Here is a 19,204-nt window from a genome sequence, read left to right on the forward strand (position 1 = left end):
GTCCCAGCCTGCGGAAACCCGATATGTCGCCTCAACAGGCGCGGCCGTAGAGGGCATTCGGGAAAACCGTATGCTGACATGCATGGATCTGCGGCAACTGCAGAACTTCGTCGCGGTCGCGGCGGCCGGCACCGTCACCGGGGCCGCGAACGCCCTCGGCCTCGCCCCGGCCTCGGTCTCGGAGCAGGTGCGGCGGCTGGAGCACAGCCTCGGCGTGGCGCTCTTCGAGCGTACGCCCCGGGGCATGCGCCTGACCGACGCGGGCGCCACGCTGCTGACGCGGGCGCGGGGCCTGCTCGACCACGCGGACGAGGTACGGCGCGCCGTGACGGGCGGGCGCCGCCGGGTGCGGATCGGCGCGCTGGAGATGCTGGCCGCGATCAGGCTGCCCGCCGTGCTCCGCCGCCTGTCGGCCCGCCGCCCCGACCTGGACGTGGACGTGCGCCCGCTGACCAGGCAGTCGCTGCTGGCCGAGGTGGCCGGCGGCACGCTGGACGCGGCGCTGCTGCTGGACCTGGGCGAGCGGGTCGGCGGGCTGGGGTTCACCCCGCCGGCCGACCTGGACCACCTGGACGTGGGCGAGGTCAGGCTGTGGCTGGTGGCGGCGCCGGGTGGAGCCCGCGAGCCGCTCCTGGTGAGCCCGTCGGGCTGCTCGATCCGGCTGGCGGCCGACCAGGTCCTCGGTACGCGGCTGCCACGCAGGGAGCTGACCAGCATCGCCACCGCCCGCGAGTGGGCCAAGCAGGGGATGGGCAGCGCGCTCCTGCCGGACTTCGCCGTGGACCCCGACCTGGCCTCGGGCGCGCTGGTCCCCCTCGACCCCGAATCCGGGCAGGCCCCGGAGCTGGCGCTGCGGCTGGTCTGGCTGCGCGGCCGCGAGCCCGCCCTACGCGACGTCCTGTACGCGATGAGCGCCTGACCCCCGCCCCGCGATGTCCGCCCGACCCCACCCGGCGATGTCCGCCCGACCCCACCCGGCGATGACCGCCTGACCCCGCCTCCACGGGAGGGCTCAGCGCCTGGGCTTGATGCCGGTGATGCGGCGGAACACGTCCCACCAGAACGGCGCGCCGAACAGCAGCGCCACGTAGGTCAGCAGGAACCCGGGCCAGTGGCTGAGCGTGTTGATCCGGTCCCACCACAGGCCGCCGTTCCAGTGCACGGTCGGGTCGCCCTGCGCCGGGATCGACACGCTGACCAGCGCCTGGTCGAGCATCGTGACCAGGGCGGGCTGGCTGAGCGTCTCGGTGACGCACGGCACCGGGTCACCGCCCGTGCACCGCGCCTTGAGCTCCTCGTACGCGTCCGGCCCCGCCTCGGCCACGGCCGTCACCGAGGCGCGGAAGGCGTTGTCCCGCAGCAGCGTCTTGGCGTATTCCAGCCCGTCCATCGTGAACAGCAGCGTCACCACGACCCCGAGCACCGCCACGACCCACTTGACGTAGCGCCTGTACAGCGACGACAGCCGCTGCATCTCCCCGTCGAACCAGGTCTCGACCCCCTGCCGGAACCGGTCCAGGTCGTGCTGGGCCGTCTCCCACACGCCCTTGAGGTGCCCGTACAGCGGGCTGTCGATCTGCTGGAGCTTGCGCAGGAACTCCTCGACGTCGCCGTTCTCCGCCGACGCCAGCTCCATCACCGCCACCGCGAACCGGGCGGGCGGGATGTTGGAGATGCTCGTACGCCCCCGCTTGGCGTGATCGATCTCCTGGACCCGCTGGTAGAGCAGCTTGATCATCGAGTCGCCGGTCGTCGACTCGGGCACCTTGCCGGGTTCGGTGGGCGCGGGCCGATCACTGTGCCGGGGCCGCGGGTCGCGCAGGAACGGCAGCACCCTGAACACGTCGAGCACCTTGGCCGGTAACCACGACCCGGATTTCTCGTCCGCCCCGTCCATGGTGTCCCTGAGGTAGGCCCACAGGAACTTGCTGCGAATGGAGAGCAGGCGGACGAACGCCTCGTTGAGCCCGCTCACCAGCAGCGACAGCAGCAGGAACGACACGACCAGGCCCAGGGCCAGGTCCACGTAAACGGACAGCACGCGCCTTGATACAACGAAAGCGGGTGGTCGATCAACCCCCGTAGAAGACTCTGTCCACCACCTGCCGGGCGCGGCGGGTCACGCGACGGTAGTCGTCCAGGAAGTCCTCCGAGCCGTCCGGCGGGTAGCCGAGCGTGCGGGCGATCAGCCTGCGCTCCCCCGACTCGCGCGGCACGCTGTCGCCCGGCCGGCCCTTGGCCAGCATGATCGCGTCCCTGACACGGGAGGCGAAGAGCCACGCCTCGGCCAGTACGGCCTCGTCGGCGGCGGAGAGCAGGCCCTCGGCCACGGCCGCGCGCAGCGCCTCCAGCGTGCGGGTGGTGCGCAGGGACGGCAGCGTGCCCGCGTACCGGAGCTGCAGGAGCTGGGCCACCCACTCCACGTCGGACAGCCCCCCGGGGCCGAGCTTGATGTGCAGGGCGGGGTCGGCGCCGCGCGGCAGGCGCTCGGCCTCCATCCGGGCCTTGAGCCGCCTGATCTCCCTGACCGCGTCGTCGGGCAGGCCGTCGCGGGGATAGCGCAGCTCGTCCGCCATCGAGGTGAACCGCCGGCCCAGCTCGGCGTCGCCCGCCGAGAACCTGGCCCGCAGCAGCGCCTGCGCCTCCCACGGCGACGACCAGCGCGCGTAATAGGCCCGGTAGGAGGCCAGGGTCCGTACCAGCGGCCCCTGCCGGCCCTCGGGGCGCAGGTCGGGGTCGATGATCAGCGGCGGGTCGGGGGCGGGCAGCGACAGCAGCCGGCGCAGCTCGTTGGCCACGGCGAAGGCGGCGTCGGCGGCCTCGCGCTCCTCGACCCCCGGAAGCGGCGAGTGCACGAAGATGACGTCGGCGTCGCTGGCGTAGGAGCATTCCATGCCGCCGAGCCGGCCCATGGCGATGATGGCGAACGAGGTGACGGACGCGGCCTTGCCGAGGGCGGCGTCGAGGGCGGCCTGGAGGGTCACGTCGGTGAGCGACGACAAGGCGCAGCCGACGGTCTCGATATCGATAAGTCCTGAAATGTCGGCCACGGCCGTCCGGAACAGCTCCCTGCGCCTGATGGCCCGCACGGCCGCGACGGCGTTCTCCGGGGCGTCGGCATGCCGGGAGACCGCGGCGGACGCCTCGCCGAGCAGCGACTCGACCGGCCGTACGGCGAGCTCCTCGTCCGAGCCGAGCAGCGCGACCGCGTCAGGGGCGTGCATGAGCAGGCCGGTCGCGTACCGGCTGGTGCCGAGCACGCGCGCCATCCTGGCCGCCACCGCCGTCTCGTCGCGCAGCAGCCGCAGGTACCACGGCGTGCTGCCCAGCTTGTCGCTCACCTGGCGGAACCCGAGCAGCGCCGCGTCCGGGTCAGGCGTGTCGGCGAACCAGCCCAGCATGACCGGCAGCAGCGTGCGCTGGATCGCCGCCCGCCTGGACACGCCCGCGGACAGGCCGGCGAGGTGGCGCAGCGCGCCCGCGGGATCGACGTAGCCGAGCGCCTCCAGCCGGGCCGTGGCCGCCACGGCCGACAGCCGCGCCTCCGACTCCTGCAGCCGCGAGACGGCCTGCAGCAGCGGCCGGTAGAACAGCTTCTCGTGCAGCCGTCGCGCCTCCATCGCGTGCCGCCGCCACCTGGCCGTGAACTCCCCCACCGGGTCGACCTGCATGCCGAGCGCCCTGCCGAGCCTGCGCAGGTCGGCCTCGCCGGTGGGCAGGACATGGGTGCGCCGCAGCCGGTGCAGTTGCAGCAGGTGTTCGACCTGGCGCAGGAACGAGTACGCCTCCGCCAGCCCGCGGGCGTCGTCGCGGCCGACGTACCCGCCCCGGGAGAGCGCCGCCAGGGCGGGGAGGGTGGCCCGGCGGCGCAGCAGGGGGTCGAGCCGGCCGTGGACGAGCTGCAGCAGTTGCACGGCGAACTCGATGTCCCGCAGCCCGCCGGGGCCGAGCTTGAGCTGGCGTTCCCCCTCGGCGTGTACGTGGGTCTCGACCCGGCGGCGCATGGCCTGCACGTCCTCCACGAAGTGCTCGCGGGTGGCCGCCGACCAGACCAGGTCGTTGACCGCCTCGACGTAACCCGCGCCCAGCTCCATGTCGCCGGCCACCGGCCGGGCCTTGAGCAGCGCCTGGAACTCCCACGTCTTGGCCCAGCGCCGGTAGTAGGCCAGGTGGCTGGCGAGCGTACGCACCAGCGGGCCGGCCTTGCCCTCCGGCCGCAGGTTCGCGTCCACCTCCCACAGCGCGCCCTCGGGGGTGATCGCGGAGCAGGCCCGCATCGTGGCCTGGGCGAGCTTGGTGGCCGCGCGCAGGGCCTTGGTCTCGTCGGCGCCCTCCTCGGGCTCGGCCACGAAGATCACGTCCACGTCGCTGATGTAGTTGAGCTCGCGGGCGCCGCACTTGCCCATGCCGATCACGGCCAGGCGGACCTCACCGGCGTCGACCTCGCGCCGGGCGATGGCCAGCGCGGCCTCCAGGGCGGCGCCGGCCAGGTCGGACAGCTCGGCGGTGACCTCGCTCAGGGTGGCCTGGTGGGTCAGGTCACGGGCGGCCAGGTGCATCAGCCGGCCCCGGTACGCGACACGCAGCGCCACCAGCGCGTTGTGGCTGGCCAACGGCGCACCCTTACCGTCCTGCCCGCCCTGCCCGTCCTGGGCGCCCTGAGCGCCCTTACCGTCCCGGGCGCTTTGCCCGTCCTGGACACCCGGGGCGCCCTTACCGTCCCCGGCGCCCTGCCCGTCCTGAGCGCTCTGGGTGGCCTGGGCGGGTGGTGGATCGGGGTCCGGGCCGGGCAGGCGGGGCCCGGGGTCGGCGCCGACCGCGCGCAGCAGCTCCGCCCGCGCGTCACCCAGCCTGGGGGCGGCCAGCAACTCCACCTGCTCCGGATGGCGCACCAGGTGCTCGCCGAGGGCGGCGCTCACCCCCAGCACGGCCAGGAGCCTGGACCTGAGGGCCTCGTCGTCGCGCAGGCGATCGAGCACCGCCGGCGCACGCTCGGTCAGCCGGGCCAGCGATGCCAGCGCCAGGTCGGGGTCCGCCACGTCCACCAGGTATTCCAGGACGTCGTCCAGCGGGGCAACGGTCTGCCGGACAATGTGAGCCGCCTGGGCTCCGTCGGCGAAGCCCAGTTTGGCGAGTTTCGCGGCAGTGGATTCGATCCTGGGCACCCTTCCATCTTGACAGCACTCGGGCATTTCGCCGTAATGTCCGAGCATTGCGTCACGATTCGCTCTCGCAACGTGATCATAGGGTGCTCGCTCAGGCGCCGCCACCCCCGCTTCTGACCACGTCCGCGAACGCCTCCGCCATCGGCCGCCACGTCGCGATGAGCGCGTCCTCGGCGGCCTTGACCTCGGCGTTCAGCTCGGGGCCCGCCTCCAGGCCGGTCTCCTCGGTCCAGCGGGCGAAGATCTCCGGCGTGGCCTCGGGATGGAACTGGACCGCCCAGGCGGCCTCGCCCAGCCGATAGGCCTGGTTCGGATACCGGGATCCGGTCATCAGCGGCACCGCGCCGTCGGGCAGCCGCGTCATGGCGTCCTGGTGGTACTGGACGGCCACCGCCGTGCCGATCCCCGCCAGCAGCCGATCGGACGCGGCGGCCGGCAGGGCGACCACGTCGCAGGCGCCCACCTCCAGCCCGTTCGCCCCGCGTTCGACCGTGCCGCCGCAGGCCATGGTCAGCAGTTGGGCCCCCAGGCAAACGGCCAGCGTGGGCGTGCCCTCGGTCACGGCGCGGCGCAGCAGGTCGCGGGTGGCGGGCTGCCACGGGCTGCGCTCGTCCTCCCAGGCTGCCGCCGCGCCGCCGAGCACGATCAGCCCGTCCGCCGCCTTCCCCGGCACCTCCTCGCCCAGGTACGGCCGCACGACGTCGCAGTCCAGCCCGAGCCATTCACCCAAGTACCCGAGCCCGGCCTCAGCCTCATGCTCGATCACCGTAATCCGCATATTGGGTAATTATCCGGACTTTCATCGCACACCACATCCCCGCCTCCGCGTGACCTCCGCCCCATCGAGCCTCCACCCGACACCCCGGGACATCAGGGGGCGGGCACATACCGCACATGGGGATTTGTCTTTAAGCTCCGGCCTATGAGCATGAACTTCGAGGATGTGGACGGGCTGCGGATCGCCACGTTCGGATCGGGTCCACGGATGATCATCGCGGTGCACGGGATCAGCGCCTCGCTGATGGCCTGGGCGGCGGTGGCCAGGAAGCTGCCCGACGGGTGGTCGCTGGCGGCGATGGACCTGCGCGGGCGCGGCCACAGCGCCGATCTGCCGGGTCCGTACGGCCTGCCCAGGCACGCCGAGGACGTGCTGCGCGTGGCCGACCACGTCGGCGCCGGCCCTGACGCGGTGCTGACCGGCCATTCGATGGGCGCGTACGTGGCGGCTCTGGCGGCCGCGAAGCGGGATTTCGCCCGGGTCGTCCTGGTGGACGGCGGGCTCCCGTTCGCGCCGCTGCCCGAGGGCACGAACGCGGACGAGGCCCTGGCGGCCGTTCTCGGACCGGCCCTTGCACGGCTGCGGCAGACGTTCCCCACCGAGGAGGCGTACGTCGACTTCTTCAAGGCGCATCCCGCCTTCGCCGGCCACTGGAACGCCGACGTCGAGGCCTACGTCCGCTACGACCTGACGGGCCCCGAGGGCGCGCTGCGGTCACGCGTGGCCGCCGACGCGGTGCTGCAGGACGGCCGCTGGATGTATCTGGAGTCCGAGCGCATCGCCGCCGCCCTGGCCTCGATCAAGTCGCCGCTGTCCCTGCTCAGGGCCCCGCGCGGCTTGCTCAACCAGGACATGGGCCTGCTCCCCGACGATCTGGCGCTGCCCTGGGTGTCCCGGCTCCCCGGCCTGACGGACGAGACGGTGCCGGACTGCAACCACTACACGATCCTGTTCGACGACCGCTGCGCCTCGACCGTCGCCGCCCGCCTCACCGCGGGACCTTCCGACCCTGCCTGACCGCGAACGGCCCCCGAGCCATACCGCTCAGGGGCCGCTCGGGGGCCGTTCAGGGGCCGTTCTTGCCAGGGTCAGCGTGGAGCGATCCAGGTGGCGCGGGCGGCGGCGACCGGCGTGCCGTCCAGCTCGTAGATGGCGCTCTGGCCGTACATCTTGCGTCCGTCGCGGCCGGTCGGGCGGGCCACCACGGAATACTGGCCACCGGGGCGGATCGGGCCGTTGATCTGCACGGTGAGGCGGCCCAGCAGAGCACTCTCACCCGGACCGAAATGGGCCCAGCCGGTGATGCAGTCGAGCACCGCGCCCACGATGGAGGCCGGCACCCCTTCCTCACCCGTCACCGTGAACGGCACCCGCCACCCGGCCGCCACCAGGTCCGTGCCCGCCACCGGGCCGGGGAAGATGCGCAGGCCGTCACCGGGCTCGCGCAGGCCGCAGGCGAAGCACTCGGCGAAGGGGTGCATGCGCAGGCCGACGAACCCGGCCTCGGCGCGGGCGGCGTCGTTGAAGGGCACGAACCCCGGCCCCTCCAGGTCCTCGGCCACCGGGATGGCCTCGACCAGCAGCCCGTCACCGTGCGAGAGGGTGACGGAGTTGGCCAGGTGCTCCAGCCGGAGCTCGGTCTCCAAGGGGGTGGGCGCATGAAGCGTGACCTCGACGGCTGATCGGCCACCGTTCAGGGCCTCCGCCATGGTGCCCGCGATCCAACCGCCGTTGGCGATCCCCACGGGACCCCGGAAACGCTCGGGAACGGTCAACACGGTCTGCAGGGCAGCCGTCGTCATGCCACACCCTCCCATATCGCCCAAGTAGGCGAAGTCCATAAATATCGTAAAGAACAGACCAATTTTACTAGACACCCGTTCAGCGAGGGGCTGAGGGTACTGGTGCTGCCCGATACATCTGCTCGTAACGCCCTGAAGGGGTCGGAGCTTCCCGGCCCTTACCAGACGCACGGTAGGGGCCGTACGTTGCGTGGGCGTGACCCGAAGGCGAGAAGCAACGAAAAATCGGCCTCACTCCGAACCACGAGTGAGGCCGACCAAGACGTTGCCAGTACCCTATCCCGGCTTCCGCGGCCCCGTGACCACTCCACCGATATCAGCGCCCGTTCTTCCCGTTTCACACGAATCCCGCCGCGGAAGTGCGCGCATTGCGCCAACCTCGGCGAGGCTGGAGTGCGTGCGCCTCTATGCTGGCGGCGCGAACAGGGCACGAGAACGGGGTTGAGCCTGTGCAGGAGGCGATGTTGCGCTACCCGCCCGGTTCCCTGGTCATCCTGACCGGGCTACCAGGCGCGGGCAAGACCACCCTGCTGCAACGCCTGTACGGGCTGCACGGCGCCGAGAGCCTGCCCGTCACCATGGGCAGGGTCGTGGTGATCGACTCCTTCCAGTCCCGGCAGCACTGGAACGGCCGGCTCCCCTGGGCCCCCACCCCGGTGCGCCGCGCGGTCGTCTTCGTCACCCACGTGAGCCGCATCCGCCAGGCCCTGCTCCTCGGCCACTCGGTCGTCGCGCACAACCGCGGCTGCAGCCGGTACGTGCTCAGGGGCTTCGCGTGGCTGGCCCGCCGCCACCGGGCGAGCTTCCACCTGCTGCTGCTCGACACGCCGCCGGAGGTGGCGCTGGCCGGGCAGCAGGCCCGCGGCCGGTTGGTCGCCCCCCGGACGTTCGCCCGCCACCAGCGCCGGTGGCAGAGCCTGCTGGCCCGCGTACGCGGCGGCGACCCCGCTCCGGCCACCGGCGCGCGGATCGTCGACCGGGCCGAGGCCGATCTGGTGGCGGCCATCGTCTTCGACGGAGCCCGTCCCACCGGCATCCGCCCCAGGGCGGGCAACGAGTCCTCACCTCAATGAGGCGCCGGGTGTCGAATCCGGCGGGCACCGCTCGTGTAGAGGGTGAGACAGCACAGAAAGGAACGACCCATGAAGCAGTACGTGCTCACCATCTACCAGCCCGACGGCGCCCCGCCCGGCCCGGAGATCCTGGGCCCGATCACGCGCGACCTCGAAGCCCTCGGCGAGGAGATGCGGGACGCCGGGGTGTGGGTGTTCTCCGGCGGGCTGCGGCCCGCTGACCAGGCGGCCGTGGTGCGGATGAAGGCGGGCGAGGCGTTCACCACCGACGGCCCCTACACCGAGGGCAAGGAGCACGTCGGCGGATTCACCATCATCCGGGCACCCGACATGGAGACCGCCCTCGGCTGGGGCCGCAAGCTGGCGAGGGCGGTGGCCCGGCTGCCGATCGAGGTGCGCGAGTTCGAGGGCTGACACCCCCCTCGCGCGCCCCTCAGAGCACGGGCAGGTAGCGGCCGAGCTCGAACTCGGTGACGGTGCGGCGGTATTCGCCCCACTCGGCCCGCTTGTTGCGCAGGAAGAAGTCGAAGACGTGCTCCCCGAGCGTCTCGGCCACCAGCTCGCTCCGCTCCATGACCGCGATGGCCTCGTCCAGCGATCCCGGCAGCGGCTGGATCCCGAGCGCCCGCCGCTCGGCGCTGGTCAGCGTCCACACGTTGTCCTCGGCGGCGGCGGGGAGCTCGTAGCTCTCCTCGATGCCCTTCAGCCCGGCGGCCAGGATCAGCGCGAAGGCCAGGTAGGGGTTGCAGGCCGAGTCGAGCGAGCGGAACTCGATGCGGGTCGAGCCGCCCTTGTGCGGTTTGTACATCGGCACCCGGACCAGGGCCGAGCGGTTGTTGTGGCCCCAGCACACGTAGGAGGGCGCCTCGCCGCCCTGCCCGGCGATGGCCTCGGCGCCGCCCCACAGCCGCTTGTAGGAGTTGACCCACTGGTTGGTGATGGCCGTGATCTCGGCGGCGTGCTTGAGCAGCCCGGCGATGAACGAGCGGCCGACCTTGGACAGCCGGTAGTCGGTCCCGGCCTCGTAGAAGGCGTTGCGGTCGCCCTCGAACAGCGACATGTGCGTGTGCATGCCGGAGCCGGGGTGCTCGGTGAACGGCTTGGGCATGAACGAGGCCCAGATCCCCTGCTCCAGCGCGACCTCCTTCATGACCAGCCGGAAGGTCATGATGTTGTCGGCCGTGGTCAGCGCGTCGGCGTAACGCAGGTCGATCTCCTGCTGCCCGGGCGCGCCCTCGTGGTGGCTGAACTCGACCGAGATGCCCATCGACTCCAGCATCATGATCGCCTGGCGTCTGAAGTCGTGGCCCGAGCTGTGCGGGGTGTGGTCGAAGTAGCCGCCCGAGTCGATCGGCTCGGGCCGGTCTCCCGCCTCGGGCCGGTTCTTCAGCAGGAAGAACTCGATCTCCGGGTGGGTGTAGAAGGTGAAGCCCATGTCGGCGCACTTGGCGAGCGTGCGCTTGAGCACCCAGCGCGGGTCGGCGTGCGAGGGGGAGCCGTCGGGCATGAGGATGTCGCAGAAGATCCGCGCCGCGCCGGGCGTCTCGCTGCGCCACGGCAGGATCTGGAAGGTGCCGGGGTCGGGCTTGGCGAGCATGTCGGACTCGTAGACGCGCGCGAACCCCTCAATGGCGGAGCCGTCGAAGCCGATGCCCTCCGCGAACGCGCCTTCCAGCTCGGCCGGGGCGATCGCCACGGACTTGAGGAAGCCGAGCACGTCGGTGAACCAGAGCCGGATGAACCGGATGTCGCGTTCCTCGAGCGTGCGGAGCACGAACTCCTGCTGGCGGTCCACAGCGTCCCCTCGATAGACAGACAGTACGGGTCATTTACCAGCATGCCGTGCTCGTGTTTCGCACACGTTACGGAGGGCACCGGTGCGAGCCTCGCTGACAAAGCCCCCGCCCCGACTTACTGTGATCACGCAGTCAGTCTCGGGGGAGGCATTGGTGGCTATCGACCTGCTCAATCACAAGCTCGATCGGGCGTTCGACCACATCGACGCGAGCGGCAACGGCGTCGTCGAGCGTGAGGACCTGCTCGGGCTGGGAGCCCGCATCCTGGTGGGTTTCGGGGAATCCCCCACCTCGGTCACCGGGGCCAGCCTCGTCGACAGCTTCGACGGCATCTGGTCCGCCCTGGCGCAGGCGCTCGAACGCGACGGCGACTCCGGCATCGCACGCCCGGACTTCCGTACCGGGATGACGGCGGCGTTCGTCACCGGCGACCTGTACGACCCGGTGTTCAGACCGGCCACGCTGGCCGTGGCCGAGCTGTGCGACGGCGACCGGGACGGGCGGATCGGGCCCGGCGAGTTCCGTACGATGCTGTGCGCGTTCGGCGTCGCGTACGACGACGTGGACGAGGCGTTCGACCGGCTCGACCGGTCGGGCAGGGGCACGCTCACCGTGGACGAGCTGGTCCAGGCCGCCTCCGACTACTACCGCAGCGACGACCCGAACGCCGCCGGCAACTGGCTCTACGGACCGCTGTGAACACCGGAGTGAACACCACCGTGTTCGCCACGGTGCGCACCGCGCTACGCAACGTGATGCACTGGAAGCCGATGCTGCCGGTGCCGCGCAGGGGCGGTTCCGCGGCTCTGGCGCTGCTGCCGCTCACCGAGCGGGTGCCCGCGATGGCGGAGCCGTGCCGGATGCACCCGGCCGTCTACGCGATCGAGGCGGCGGTCCTCGACTGGGCCAGGCGCACCGGGCTGCGCGCCGACCCCGGCGTCGGCTTCCACCGGATGGCGGGCCGGGCCTTCGCCGAGTTCGACGCGGCCGCGGCGGCGCTGTTCGCGCAGTGGCTCACCTGGCTGTTCCACCTGGACGACGACCTGGACGAGGGCGCGTGCCAGCCGGAGATCTTCCGGGGCATGCTGGAGGGCACCGCCCGGCATCCGCTGGAGGCGGCCTTCGCCGACCTGTGGCGGGTGACCAGCGCCCGGATGAGTGACCGGTGGCGGGCGAGGTTCGCGGTCGGGCTGCGGCGCCAGCACGACGCCTGCCGTACCGAGGCCGACAACCGGGCCTCGGGGCGGATGCCGACGCTGGAGGAGTATCCGGCGCTGCGCAGGGGCACGGTCGGCCCGTACGTCTACGACCTGGTCGAGCCGTGCCTGCGGGTCGAGGTGCCGGTCTGGGTGGTCGAGTGCGAGCCCTGGCAGCAACTCGTGAACGCCTGCAGCGACGTCACGGCGTGGTGCAACGACGTGGCCTCGCGACCCAAGGAGCGCGGCGACGTGCACAACTTCGTCGTGCTGGCGATCCGGCAGCTCGGGCTGGGCGAGCGGGAGGCGACCGCCTGGGTGCTGGACCGGATCGCGGAACGCTGCCAGGACATGCGGCACGCGGCCAGGCGGCTGCCGCTGGACGATCTCGACCCGAAGACGGCCAGGGACGTCAGCAAGGTGGCCTGCGCCTATCTCGCGGCACCGCGCGCCCACCTCGACTGGCTGCTGGAGTCCAAACGCTACGCCTGAGGCGGCGGACGGCTCGCGGGCGCGTCCGGACACGTCCCCACCCGGCGGCGTGTCAGGACGCGCCCGCGAGCATGTCGCCGGCGGGGGTGCGGCGGTAGACGACCTGCTTGCCGAGCCGCATCCCCACCGCCAGCCCGCCGCCGCGCAGCACCCCGAGGTGCTGGCTGACCGCGCCCGGCGTCAGCGCCATGCGCGCGGCCAGGGCGGAGGTGGTGGCGGGCTCGGCCAGCGCGAGCAGGATCTGCGCCCGGCTGCGGCCGATCAGCGCCGCCAGCGCGCCGGGCGCGGGCGGCGGGCTCTGCTCCCACAACGTGCCGACGCCGAGCACCGAATAGATCAGGGTCGACTGGTACGGCGCCGACATCACCGCGATCGACGGCCACCAGAACGCGCTGGGCACCAGCACCAGCCCGTCACCGTGCAGCCCGCCCGCCTCGCACCACGGCCGGTCGATCAGCAGCCGCTCCCCGGTCCAGACCACGGCGGGATCCAACCCGGCGAACAGCTCCCTGGCCCCGCCCCGCGCGAGCTGCCGCGAGCGGCGCAGCACGTCACGCTCCAGCAGCGCGTACACCCGGGGCCAGAACTCGGCGAAACACGTCTCCCAGTACGCCTCCAGCGCGTCCGCCACCCTGGCCACCCCCGCCCGCGGATCGGCCATGAACCGCTTCAGCACGGCCTTGTCGGTGCCCTCGACGCAGCCGGCCTCCCGGTGGGCCACCTCCGGCGGTGTGCGCCTGATCCGGTCGAGCTCGGCGGCGAAGTCCGGCACCGGCGTGTCGGGCGGCGGGGTGATGAAGTCGGCGAGATAGCCGCTCGGCGGCACGAGCGCGAACAGCTCGGCCAGGTCGAGCCCCTCCAGCCGGGGCCGCGCGGCCTTGATCCACGGCAGGTGGATGGACTGCCTGGCGGGCGTCTGGAGGGTGCGCAGGCTGGCGACGAGCTCCCACACCGGCGAGAACGCGAACCGGATGCGTGCGACGTCCTCGGGCTTCAGCACCCAGGTGATGGCCATGTTTTTAGTGTGCGCTAAATCGTTCGCGTAGCAAAACCGTAAATATCAACCTTTATCGGGTGTCGAGCACTGTCGCTGAGAAGCCCTCCTTCCTGCAGGCCAAGTTCGGTGGCCTGCCCCGTCCCTTCTGGGCCCTGTGGGGCGGCACCTTCGTGAACCGCCTGGGCACCATGGTCATGCCCTTCACCGGCGTGTACCTGACCCAGGCCCGCGGCCTGTCCCTGACCGCGGCCGGGCTGGCGATGGGCGTGTTCGGGGCGGGTTCGCTGCTGTCGCAGCTGCTGGCCGGGATGCTCGCCGACCGGATCGGCCGCCGGGCCACGCTCTCGGGCGGCATGCTGGCCACGTCCGCGATCATGCTGGCCCTCGGCTACAGCTCCTCGCTGCCCGCGATCCTGATCTCGATGTTCGCCCTCGGCCTGGTCATGGACATCTACCGGCCGGCCTCGAACGCCCTGGTGGCCGACCTGGTCTCGCCCGAGGAGCGGCCCCGCGCGTACGGGCTGCTGTTCTGGGGGATCAACCTCGGCTACTCCGTGGGCGTGACCGCCGGCGGCTGGCTGGCGGGGCACGGGTTCATCTGGCTGTTCTGGGTGGACGCGCTGTCCAGCCTGGTGTTCGCGGCGCTGGTCTGGCGGGCGGTTCCCGAGACCAGGCCGGCGGCCAGGGAGTCGACCGGCGGCTTCGGCGTGGTGCTGCGCGACCGGGTGATGATCGGGTTCACGCTGGTGGCGCTGGGCAACGCGCTGGTCTACTCGCAGACGATGACCATGCTGCCGGTGGCGGCGGCCGAGGTCGTGAAGCTGACGCCGGGACAGTTCGGGCTGGCCATGGCGCTGAACGGGGTGCTCATCGTCATCGTCCAGCCGCTGGTGTCCGACTGGCTGGGACGCCGGGACCACGCGCGCGCGTTCGCGGTGGGGCTGGTCGTGATGGGGCTGGGCTTCGCGATGACCGCGTTCGTCACCGACGTGGCGGGGCTGGCCGTCACGATCACCGTGTGGACGGTCGGCGAGATCATCACGGCCGGCATCCCCGGCGCGATCGTGGCCGCGCTGGCGCCCGCGGACCTGCGCGGCCGGTACTCCGGGCTGTTCGGGCTCTCCTGGTCGCTGGCGGCGGTGCTGGCGCCGCTGCTCGGCGGGCCGCTGCTGGAGCTCGGGCCGCGGGTGCTGTGGTTCACGGTGGGCGGGGTGGGCCTGCTGTCGGCGGCGGGCATCCTGCTGCTCGGACCGGCGATCCGGCGCCGCTGAACGCGTCCGGCCGGTGCCGCCCGACTTTTCGTCGCTTTGACGATAAAAATCACGCCGTACTAGGCTGGGCAGCGTGGCCCAACTGCGTATAGCCCTCGCACAGACCAACCCGACTGTCGGAGACCTGGCCGCCAACGCGGACCTGCTGGTCGCGTGGACCCGCGACGCCGCCGAACGCGAGGCCCATCTCGTCGTCTTCACCGAGATGTTCCTGACCGGCTATCCGGTCGAGGACCTCGTGCTGCGCACATCCTTCGTCGACGCCAGCATCCGCACTCTGGAGGAGGTGGCGCGCAGGCTGGACCGGGAGGGCCTGGGCGACCTGCCGGTGGTGGTCGGCTACGTCGACCGTGCCGGCCTGGCCCCCCGGGTGGGGCAGCCGAGGGGCGCCCCACTGGACGCGGCGGCGCTGCTGCACAAGGGCGAGGTGGTGACCCGCACGAGCAAGCACCACCTGCCGAACTACGGGGTGTTCGATGAATACCGCTATTTCGTCCGCGGGGACCGGCTGCCGATCTTCCGGCTGCACGGGGTGGACGTGGCGATCGCGGTGTGCGAGGACCTGTGGCAGGAGGGCGGCCCCGTGGCCGTCGTCGGGCAGGCGGGGGCCGGGCTGCTGGTCGTGCCGAACGCCTCGCCGTACGAGAAGGAGAAGGACGACGTCCGCCTGGAGCTGTGCGCGCGCAGGGCTCGCGAGGCGGGCTGCGCGCTCGTCTACGTCAACCAGGTCGGCGGCCAGGACGAGCTGGTCTTCGACGGCGACTCGATCGTGGTGGACGGCTCGGGCGAGCTGGTGGCGCGGGCCGGCCAGTTCAAGGAGGAGCTGCTGGTCGTGGACCTTGACCTGCCGGTCTCCGACGCGCCGGCGGGCACGTTCCCGTACGACGCGGGCGACGGGTCCACGATCACGGTCGACCGCCTGGTCCTGTCCGCCGACCCGGTCGAGCCCCGTCCCCCGGTGCCCGCGCGGATCGCGGAGCGGCTGGATCCGGCCGCGGAGGTCTACTCGGCCCTGGTGCTCGCGGTCCGCGACTACGTCACCAAGAACGGCTTCGAGTCGGTCATCCTGGGCCTGTCGGGCGGGATCGACTCGGCCCTGACGGCCACGATCGCCTCCGACGCCATCGGCCCCTCCCGCGTCCACGTGGCGCTCATGCCGTCGCGCTACTCCTCGGACCACTCGCTGACCGACGCCGAGGAGCTGGTACGCCGGCAGGGGATCAACGCGCGGGTGGTGCCGATCGCGGAGATCGTCAACGCCTACGAGAAGGAGATCGACCTGTCGGGCCTGGCCGCCGAGAACTTGCAGGCCAGGGTGCGCGGCATGATCCTCATGGGGCTGTCCAACGAGCACGGCCACCTGGTGCTGACCACCGGGAACAAGAGCGAGCTGGCCACCGGCTACTCCACCCTCTACGGCGACTCGGCCGGCGGGTTCGCCCCGATCAAGGACGTGCCCAAGACGATGGTGTGGGAACTGTCCCGGTGGCGCAACGCCCACACCGACCCCTCGTTCCTGCTGGACGCCGAGGCCCCGATCCCGGAGAACTCCATCGCCAAGGAGCCCAGCGCGGAGCTGCGGCCGGATCAGCGGGACACCGACTCCCTGCCCCCGTACGAGGTGCTGGACCGGCTGCTGGACGACTACGTGGAGAAGGACATGGGCTCCCAGGAGCTCATCGCGGCGGGCCACGACCCGGCGCTGGTGACGCGGGTGATCCGCCTGGTGGACCTGGCGGAGTACAAGCGCCGCCAGTACCCGCCGGGCCCGAAGATCACCCCGAAGAACTTCGGCAGGGACCGCCGCCTGCCCATCACCAACCGCTGGCGCGAGACGACCGGACCGGCGTGAGCGTCCGGGACGTCGACCTGCTCCGCATCGAGACAGGGGTCATCTGGCGGCTGGACGACCGCGGTCGTCTCCCCGGTCCGGAGGAGTTGGTGGTCGGCGTGGCGGCCGACGGCCTGACGGCGGCGGTGGGCGCGAGCGTGCCCGGCCCGCTCGCCGCCCGCCTCCTCGACCTCGTCGCCGGGGCCGCCCCGTCGCCGCCCGGCACGCCCCCGGCCGTCCTGGCCCGGTGCCGCGAGCTGCTGGAGGCGGACCTGACCGTGTCCGGCGGGCCGAGCTATCTGGTGCGCCCGCCGGTCCGGTTCGACGCGCCGGTCGAGGTGCTCCGGTCGGACGACCCGGCGCACGCGCGCCGGGTGCGGCCGCTGCGGCCCGTCGGGTGGGAGCCGGAGGAGTGGGAGGTCCTCGCCGACGGCGGCCCGGGCGCGCCGTGGGCGATGGTGGTGAAGGACGACCAGGTGGTCGCCGTCTGTCACAGCGCACGGCTGACCTCCGCCGGCGCGGAGGCCGGCACCTGGACCGCTCCCGCGTTCCGCGGCCGGGGGTACGCGGCGGCCACCACCGCCGCCTGGGCCGGCCTGCTGCCCGGCATCCCGCTGTTCTACAGCACGAGCGCGGACAACCGCTCCTCCCAGCGGGTGGCCGCCCGGCTCGGACTGCGCCCCCTCGGCTGGCTCTGGCACCTCACCCGGTGATCGGGGTGCCAACTTTAATGTGCGTTGATCAAACGCGGGCCGATCTTTTCCGGCACTGTTTCGAGCCATGTGGAGTCATCACGAGCCTGCCGCGGATGGCATGCGCGTACAAAAGCCGACAATGACGATGGATCATCTGATGGAGCCCGCGTTCCGGCAGCGCAGGCTCCACCTGATCGCCCTTGGCCTGCTGATATTCCTGGGAGGACTGGTCGCGACCGCCGCCATCAAATTCCATACCGATAAAAGGGTCGAAGTGATCGGCATAACGCAGCGAATCGACGCCGGGCACTCGATTCCGGTCACTGTGATGCGCAAGGCGGAAATCCTCTCGCCGGAGAGCGCTTTCGTGCCGTGGTCCGAACGCGGGAATCTCGGCGGGCAGGTCGCCACCGTCACCCTGCTGCCTGGCACGCTGCTCACCCGGGCCATGACGGTGTCGGCCGTCGTGGAGCACCTCCCCGGCGGGGCGCTGCTCGGCCTGGATCTCTAGCCGCCGTCCCGGCTACGCCCCGGGTGGCAGGCGGGCGGCGATGCCGTCGAGGATGAGGTCGAGGCCGAGAAGGAACTGGCCGTCGAAGTCGTTGATGTCCACCTGGGCGTGCCGGGCGAGGTCGGCGACGTGCTCCTCCAGGTAGGCGCCGACCCTCTCGCGTGCCTCGGCGTCGGCGCCGGGGGTGCGGACCGTGGCCCACCAGGTGTTCTCGGCGGCGACGAACCCGTTCACGTAGGAGGACAACGTGCCGACGGCGGCGACAAGGGTGGGGCCGCTCAGCCCGGCGTCTGCTAGGGCGGCGTAGAAGGGCCGGGAGCGGGCCAGCGCGTTCGGGCCGATGAGGGGGCGGGTGGAGGTCAGGGTGGGCACCCAGGGATGGCGGCGCATGACCTGCCTGCTCCGGGCGAGCTGACCGGCCAGCCGTTCGCGCCACGAGCCCTCCTCCACCGGCTCGATCTCGCCGATGACCGCGTCCAGGGCCAGGTCGAGCACGTCCTCCTTGCTCGTGACGTACTCGTAGAGCGACATCGTGCCCGCTCGCAGGCGCGCGGCCAGGGCCCGCATGGAGAACCCGGCCACGCCCTCGGCATCGAGCAGGGCGACGGCGGCCTCGACGATGCGCTCACGCGACAGCCGCGGCCTGCGCGGGCGCTCGTCGCCGCGGAACCAGATGGACTCCGGCATCTCGACTCCCGTGCACTGTACGGAAAACCGTACGACCACCCTAGCCCGGCGGGACCGAGGAGGGCGGCGGGCCGGCTCTGGGCCGGCGTGCGGTCCCTCAGCGCCGGCGCGACCCTCCGACGCCCGCCGGCGTGCGGTCACCCCCTGTCGGCGCGGCCCTCCGAGGCCCGCCGCGCGATCAGTGCTTCGATGCCGTCGAGCAGCAGGTTGAGCCCGAACAGGAAGTCCTCGTCGTCCACCCATCCGACGGCGCCCCGCAGGACGCCCGCGCGCATCGCCGCCGACAGCGCCGGATACGTCTCGGGGTCGAGCACCTCCGCGAGCACGTCACCGTAGTCGGAGGCCCCCTTGACCCCGGCCTCCTCCAGCCGCGGGTCGCCGCCGCCCACCCCGTGCACGACCGCCGCGTCGGTCAGCGCGTAGCCCGTCAGGGTGGTCGCCACGTTGATCTTCTCTCCGTCGTCCAGCCCGGTGCCGCCGAGCGCGGTCATCAACCGGTCGAGCCAGAGCAGCCGCCGCGGGCCGAGCGGCGGGGACAGCCGGGCGGCGGACAGCAGCCAGGGGCGTTCGAGCAAAATGTCGCGGTTGCCGCGGGTCCACAGGGCCAGGTAGTCGCGCCAGGGCAGATCCCCCGGTTCGGGCGGCAAGGGCACGGCGCTGTCGGCCATGACGGTCAGCAACTCCTCCTTGCTGCCCACGTACCGGTACAGAGCCGTCGTCGCCACTCTCACCCGCGCGGCCACGCTGGCCATCGAGACCCCGGCCAGACCTTCGGCGTCGGCGATGTCGATGGCGGCGGCGGCGATCCGCGCGAGGTCCAGTCGCGGCCGCGGTCCCCTGCGCGAGACGGGCTCGCGCCCCCACATCCGCTCCACCTCGGGTGGCAGCGACCGCTCGTGCGCCATCGAAC

At 72.1% G+C, this 19,204-nt stretch carries 18 protein-coding genes; 10 read left to right on the forward strand and 8 right to left on the reverse strand.

The window, feature by feature from the left end; all coding sequences use genetic code 11:
• Window positions 1-82 precede the first annotated feature (82 nt).
• On the forward strand, window positions 83-919 hold the full coding sequence (locus tag BLS95_RS20345) for a LysR family transcriptional regulator (protein ID WP_090934052.1): 837 nt from the start codon (window positions 83-85) through the stop codon (window positions 917-919).
• 93 nt (window positions 920-1,012) lie between these two features.
• Here BLS95_RS20345 and BLS95_RS20350 read toward each other — a convergent pair whose 3' ends face one another.
• The 3 genes from BLS95_RS20350 to BLS95_RS20360 all read right to left on the reverse strand — a co-directional run bounded on the left by BLS95_RS20350 (window position 1,013) and on the right by BLS95_RS20360 (window position 5,943).
• Entirely contained in the window at window positions 1,013-2,041 is a 1,029-nt protein-coding gene (locus BLS95_RS20350) for a hypothetical protein (protein ID WP_090933541.1), read from the reverse strand.
• 31 nt (window positions 2,042-2,072) lie between these two features.
• Window positions 2,073-5,165 (reverse strand): bifunctional [glutamine synthetase] adenylyltransferase/[glutamine synthetase]-adenylyl-L-tyrosine phosphorylase, encoded by a 3,093-nt coding sequence (locus tag BLS95_RS20355; protein ID WP_245765178.1) that lies wholly within the window; start codon window positions 5,163-5,165, stop codon window positions 2,073-2,075.
• Between the two features lie 91 nt (window positions 5,166-5,256).
• The gene (locus BLS95_RS20360; RefSeq protein WP_090933543.1) at window positions 5,257-5,943 is read right to left on the reverse strand and encodes a type 1 glutamine amidotransferase; all 687 of its coding nucleotides are present in this window, start codon (window positions 5,941-5,943) and stop codon (window positions 5,257-5,259) included.
• A gap of 144 nt (window positions 5,944-6,087) precedes the next feature.
• On the opposite strand from BLS95_RS20360, the gene BLS95_RS20365 reads away from it, so the two are divergent.
• Window positions 6,088-6,960 carry an alpha/beta hydrolase gene (locus BLS95_RS20365; protein WP_090933545.1) on the forward strand — a complete coding sequence of 291 codons (873 nt, stop codon included), beginning with the start codon at window positions 6,088-6,090 and terminating at the stop codon, window positions 6,958-6,960.
• Window positions 6,961-7,031: 71 nt separating this feature from the next.
• Here the strand turns inward: BLS95_RS20365 and BLS95_RS20370 are convergent, their stop codons facing one another.
• Window positions 7,032-7,745 (reverse strand): PaaI family thioesterase, encoded by a 714-nt coding sequence (locus BLS95_RS20370; RefSeq protein WP_090933547.1) that lies wholly within the window; start codon window positions 7,743-7,745, stop codon window positions 7,032-7,034.
• 449 nt (window positions 7,746-8,194) lie between these two features.
• On the opposite strand from BLS95_RS20370, the gene BLS95_RS20375 reads away from it, so the two are divergent.
• Together BLS95_RS20375 and BLS95_RS20380 are read left to right on the forward strand one after the other, a co-directional pair.
• Window positions 8,195-8,818, forward strand: a complete 624-nt coding sequence (locus BLS95_RS20375; protein ID WP_245765179.1) for an AAA family ATPase — start codon at window positions 8,195-8,197, stop codon at window positions 8,816-8,818.
• Window positions 8,819-8,887: 69 nt separating this feature from the next.
• The gene (locus BLS95_RS20380; RefSeq protein ID WP_090933549.1) at window positions 8,888-9,232 is read left to right on the forward strand and encodes a YciI family protein; all 345 of its coding nucleotides are present in this window, start codon (window positions 8,888-8,890) and stop codon (window positions 9,230-9,232) included.
• A 19-nt stretch (window positions 9,233-9,251) separates the two neighbouring features.
• Here BLS95_RS20380 and glnA read toward each other — a convergent pair whose 3' ends face one another.
• Entirely contained in the window at window positions 9,252-10,613 is a 1,362-nt protein-coding gene (gene glnA, locus BLS95_RS20385; protein WP_090933551.1) for a type I glutamate--ammonia ligase, read from the reverse strand.
• A 154-nt stretch (window positions 10,614-10,767) separates the two neighbouring features.
• Between glnA and BLS95_RS20390 the strand changes: the two genes are divergently transcribed.
• Both BLS95_RS20390 and BLS95_RS20395 read left to right on the forward strand, forming a co-directional pair.
• Complete coding sequence (locus BLS95_RS20390) at window positions 10,768-11,313, forward strand: EF-hand domain-containing protein (protein ID WP_090934057.1); 546 nt, start codon at window positions 10,768-10,770, stop codon at window positions 11,311-11,313.
• A complete protein-coding gene (locus BLS95_RS20395; RefSeq protein WP_245765180.1) occupies window positions 11,310-12,302 on the forward strand; it encodes a terpene synthase family protein in 993 nt (330 codons plus the stop codon). Before BLS95_RS20390 ends, BLS95_RS20395 begins: the two co-directional genes overlap by 4 nt.
• 52 nt (window positions 12,303-12,354) lie before the next feature.
• Here BLS95_RS20395 and BLS95_RS20400 read toward each other — a convergent pair whose 3' ends face one another.
• On the reverse strand, window positions 12,355-13,317 hold the full coding sequence (locus BLS95_RS20400) for a DUF5937 family protein (RefSeq protein ID WP_090933553.1): 963 nt from the start codon (window positions 13,315-13,317) through the stop codon (window positions 12,355-12,357).
• Between the two features lie 59 nt (window positions 13,318-13,376).
• Here BLS95_RS20400 and BLS95_RS20405 point away from each other — a divergent pair, with 59 nt between their 5' ends.
• The 4 genes from BLS95_RS20405 (at window position 13,377) to BLS95_RS20420 (ending at window position 17,607) form a co-directional block, all read left to right on the forward strand.
• Window positions 13,377-14,570, forward strand: a complete 1,194-nt coding sequence (locus BLS95_RS20405) for an MDR family MFS transporter (protein ID WP_090933555.1) — start codon at window positions 13,377-13,379, stop codon at window positions 14,568-14,570.
• A gap of 73 nt (window positions 14,571-14,643) precedes the next feature.
• Window positions 14,644-16,422 (forward strand): NAD+ synthase, encoded by a 1,779-nt coding sequence (locus BLS95_RS20410; protein ID WP_090933557.1) that lies wholly within the window; start codon window positions 14,644-14,646, stop codon window positions 16,420-16,422.
• Window positions 16,419-17,114 carry a GNAT family N-acetyltransferase gene (locus BLS95_RS56895; protein ID WP_218135880.1) on the forward strand — a complete coding sequence of 232 codons (696 nt, stop codon included), beginning with the start codon at window positions 16,419-16,421 and terminating at the stop codon, window positions 17,112-17,114. The genes BLS95_RS20410 and BLS95_RS56895 overlap by 4 nt, the downstream gene beginning before the upstream one ends.
• 121 nt (window positions 17,115-17,235) lie before the next feature.
• Window positions 17,236-17,607 carry a hypothetical protein gene (locus tag BLS95_RS20420; RefSeq protein WP_090933559.1) on the forward strand — a complete coding sequence of 124 codons (372 nt, stop codon included), beginning with the start codon at window positions 17,236-17,238 and terminating at the stop codon, window positions 17,605-17,607.
• Between the two features lie 12 nt (window positions 17,608-17,619).
• Here the strand turns inward: BLS95_RS20420 and BLS95_RS20425 are convergent, their stop codons facing one another.
• Together BLS95_RS20425 and BLS95_RS20430 are read right to left on the reverse strand one after the other, a co-directional pair.
• Window positions 17,620-18,294: a TetR/AcrR family transcriptional regulator gene (locus BLS95_RS20425; protein ID WP_090933561.1), complete on the reverse strand. Its 675-nt coding sequence runs from the start codon at window positions 18,292-18,294 to the stop codon at window positions 17,620-17,622.
• Window positions 18,295-18,431: 137 nt separating this feature from the next.
• Window positions 18,432-19,199 (reverse strand): TetR/AcrR family transcriptional regulator, encoded by a 768-nt coding sequence (locus tag BLS95_RS20430; protein WP_090933562.1) that lies wholly within the window; start codon window positions 19,197-19,199, stop codon window positions 18,432-18,434.
• Between the last annotated feature and the right edge of the window lie 5 nt (window positions 19,200-19,204).

Origin of the sequence: Nonomuraea jiangxiensis, assembly GCF_900099965.1 — a bacterium.
GTDB lineage: Bacteria > Actinomycetota > Actinomycetes > Streptosporangiales > Streptosporangiaceae > Nonomuraea > Nonomuraea jiangxiensis.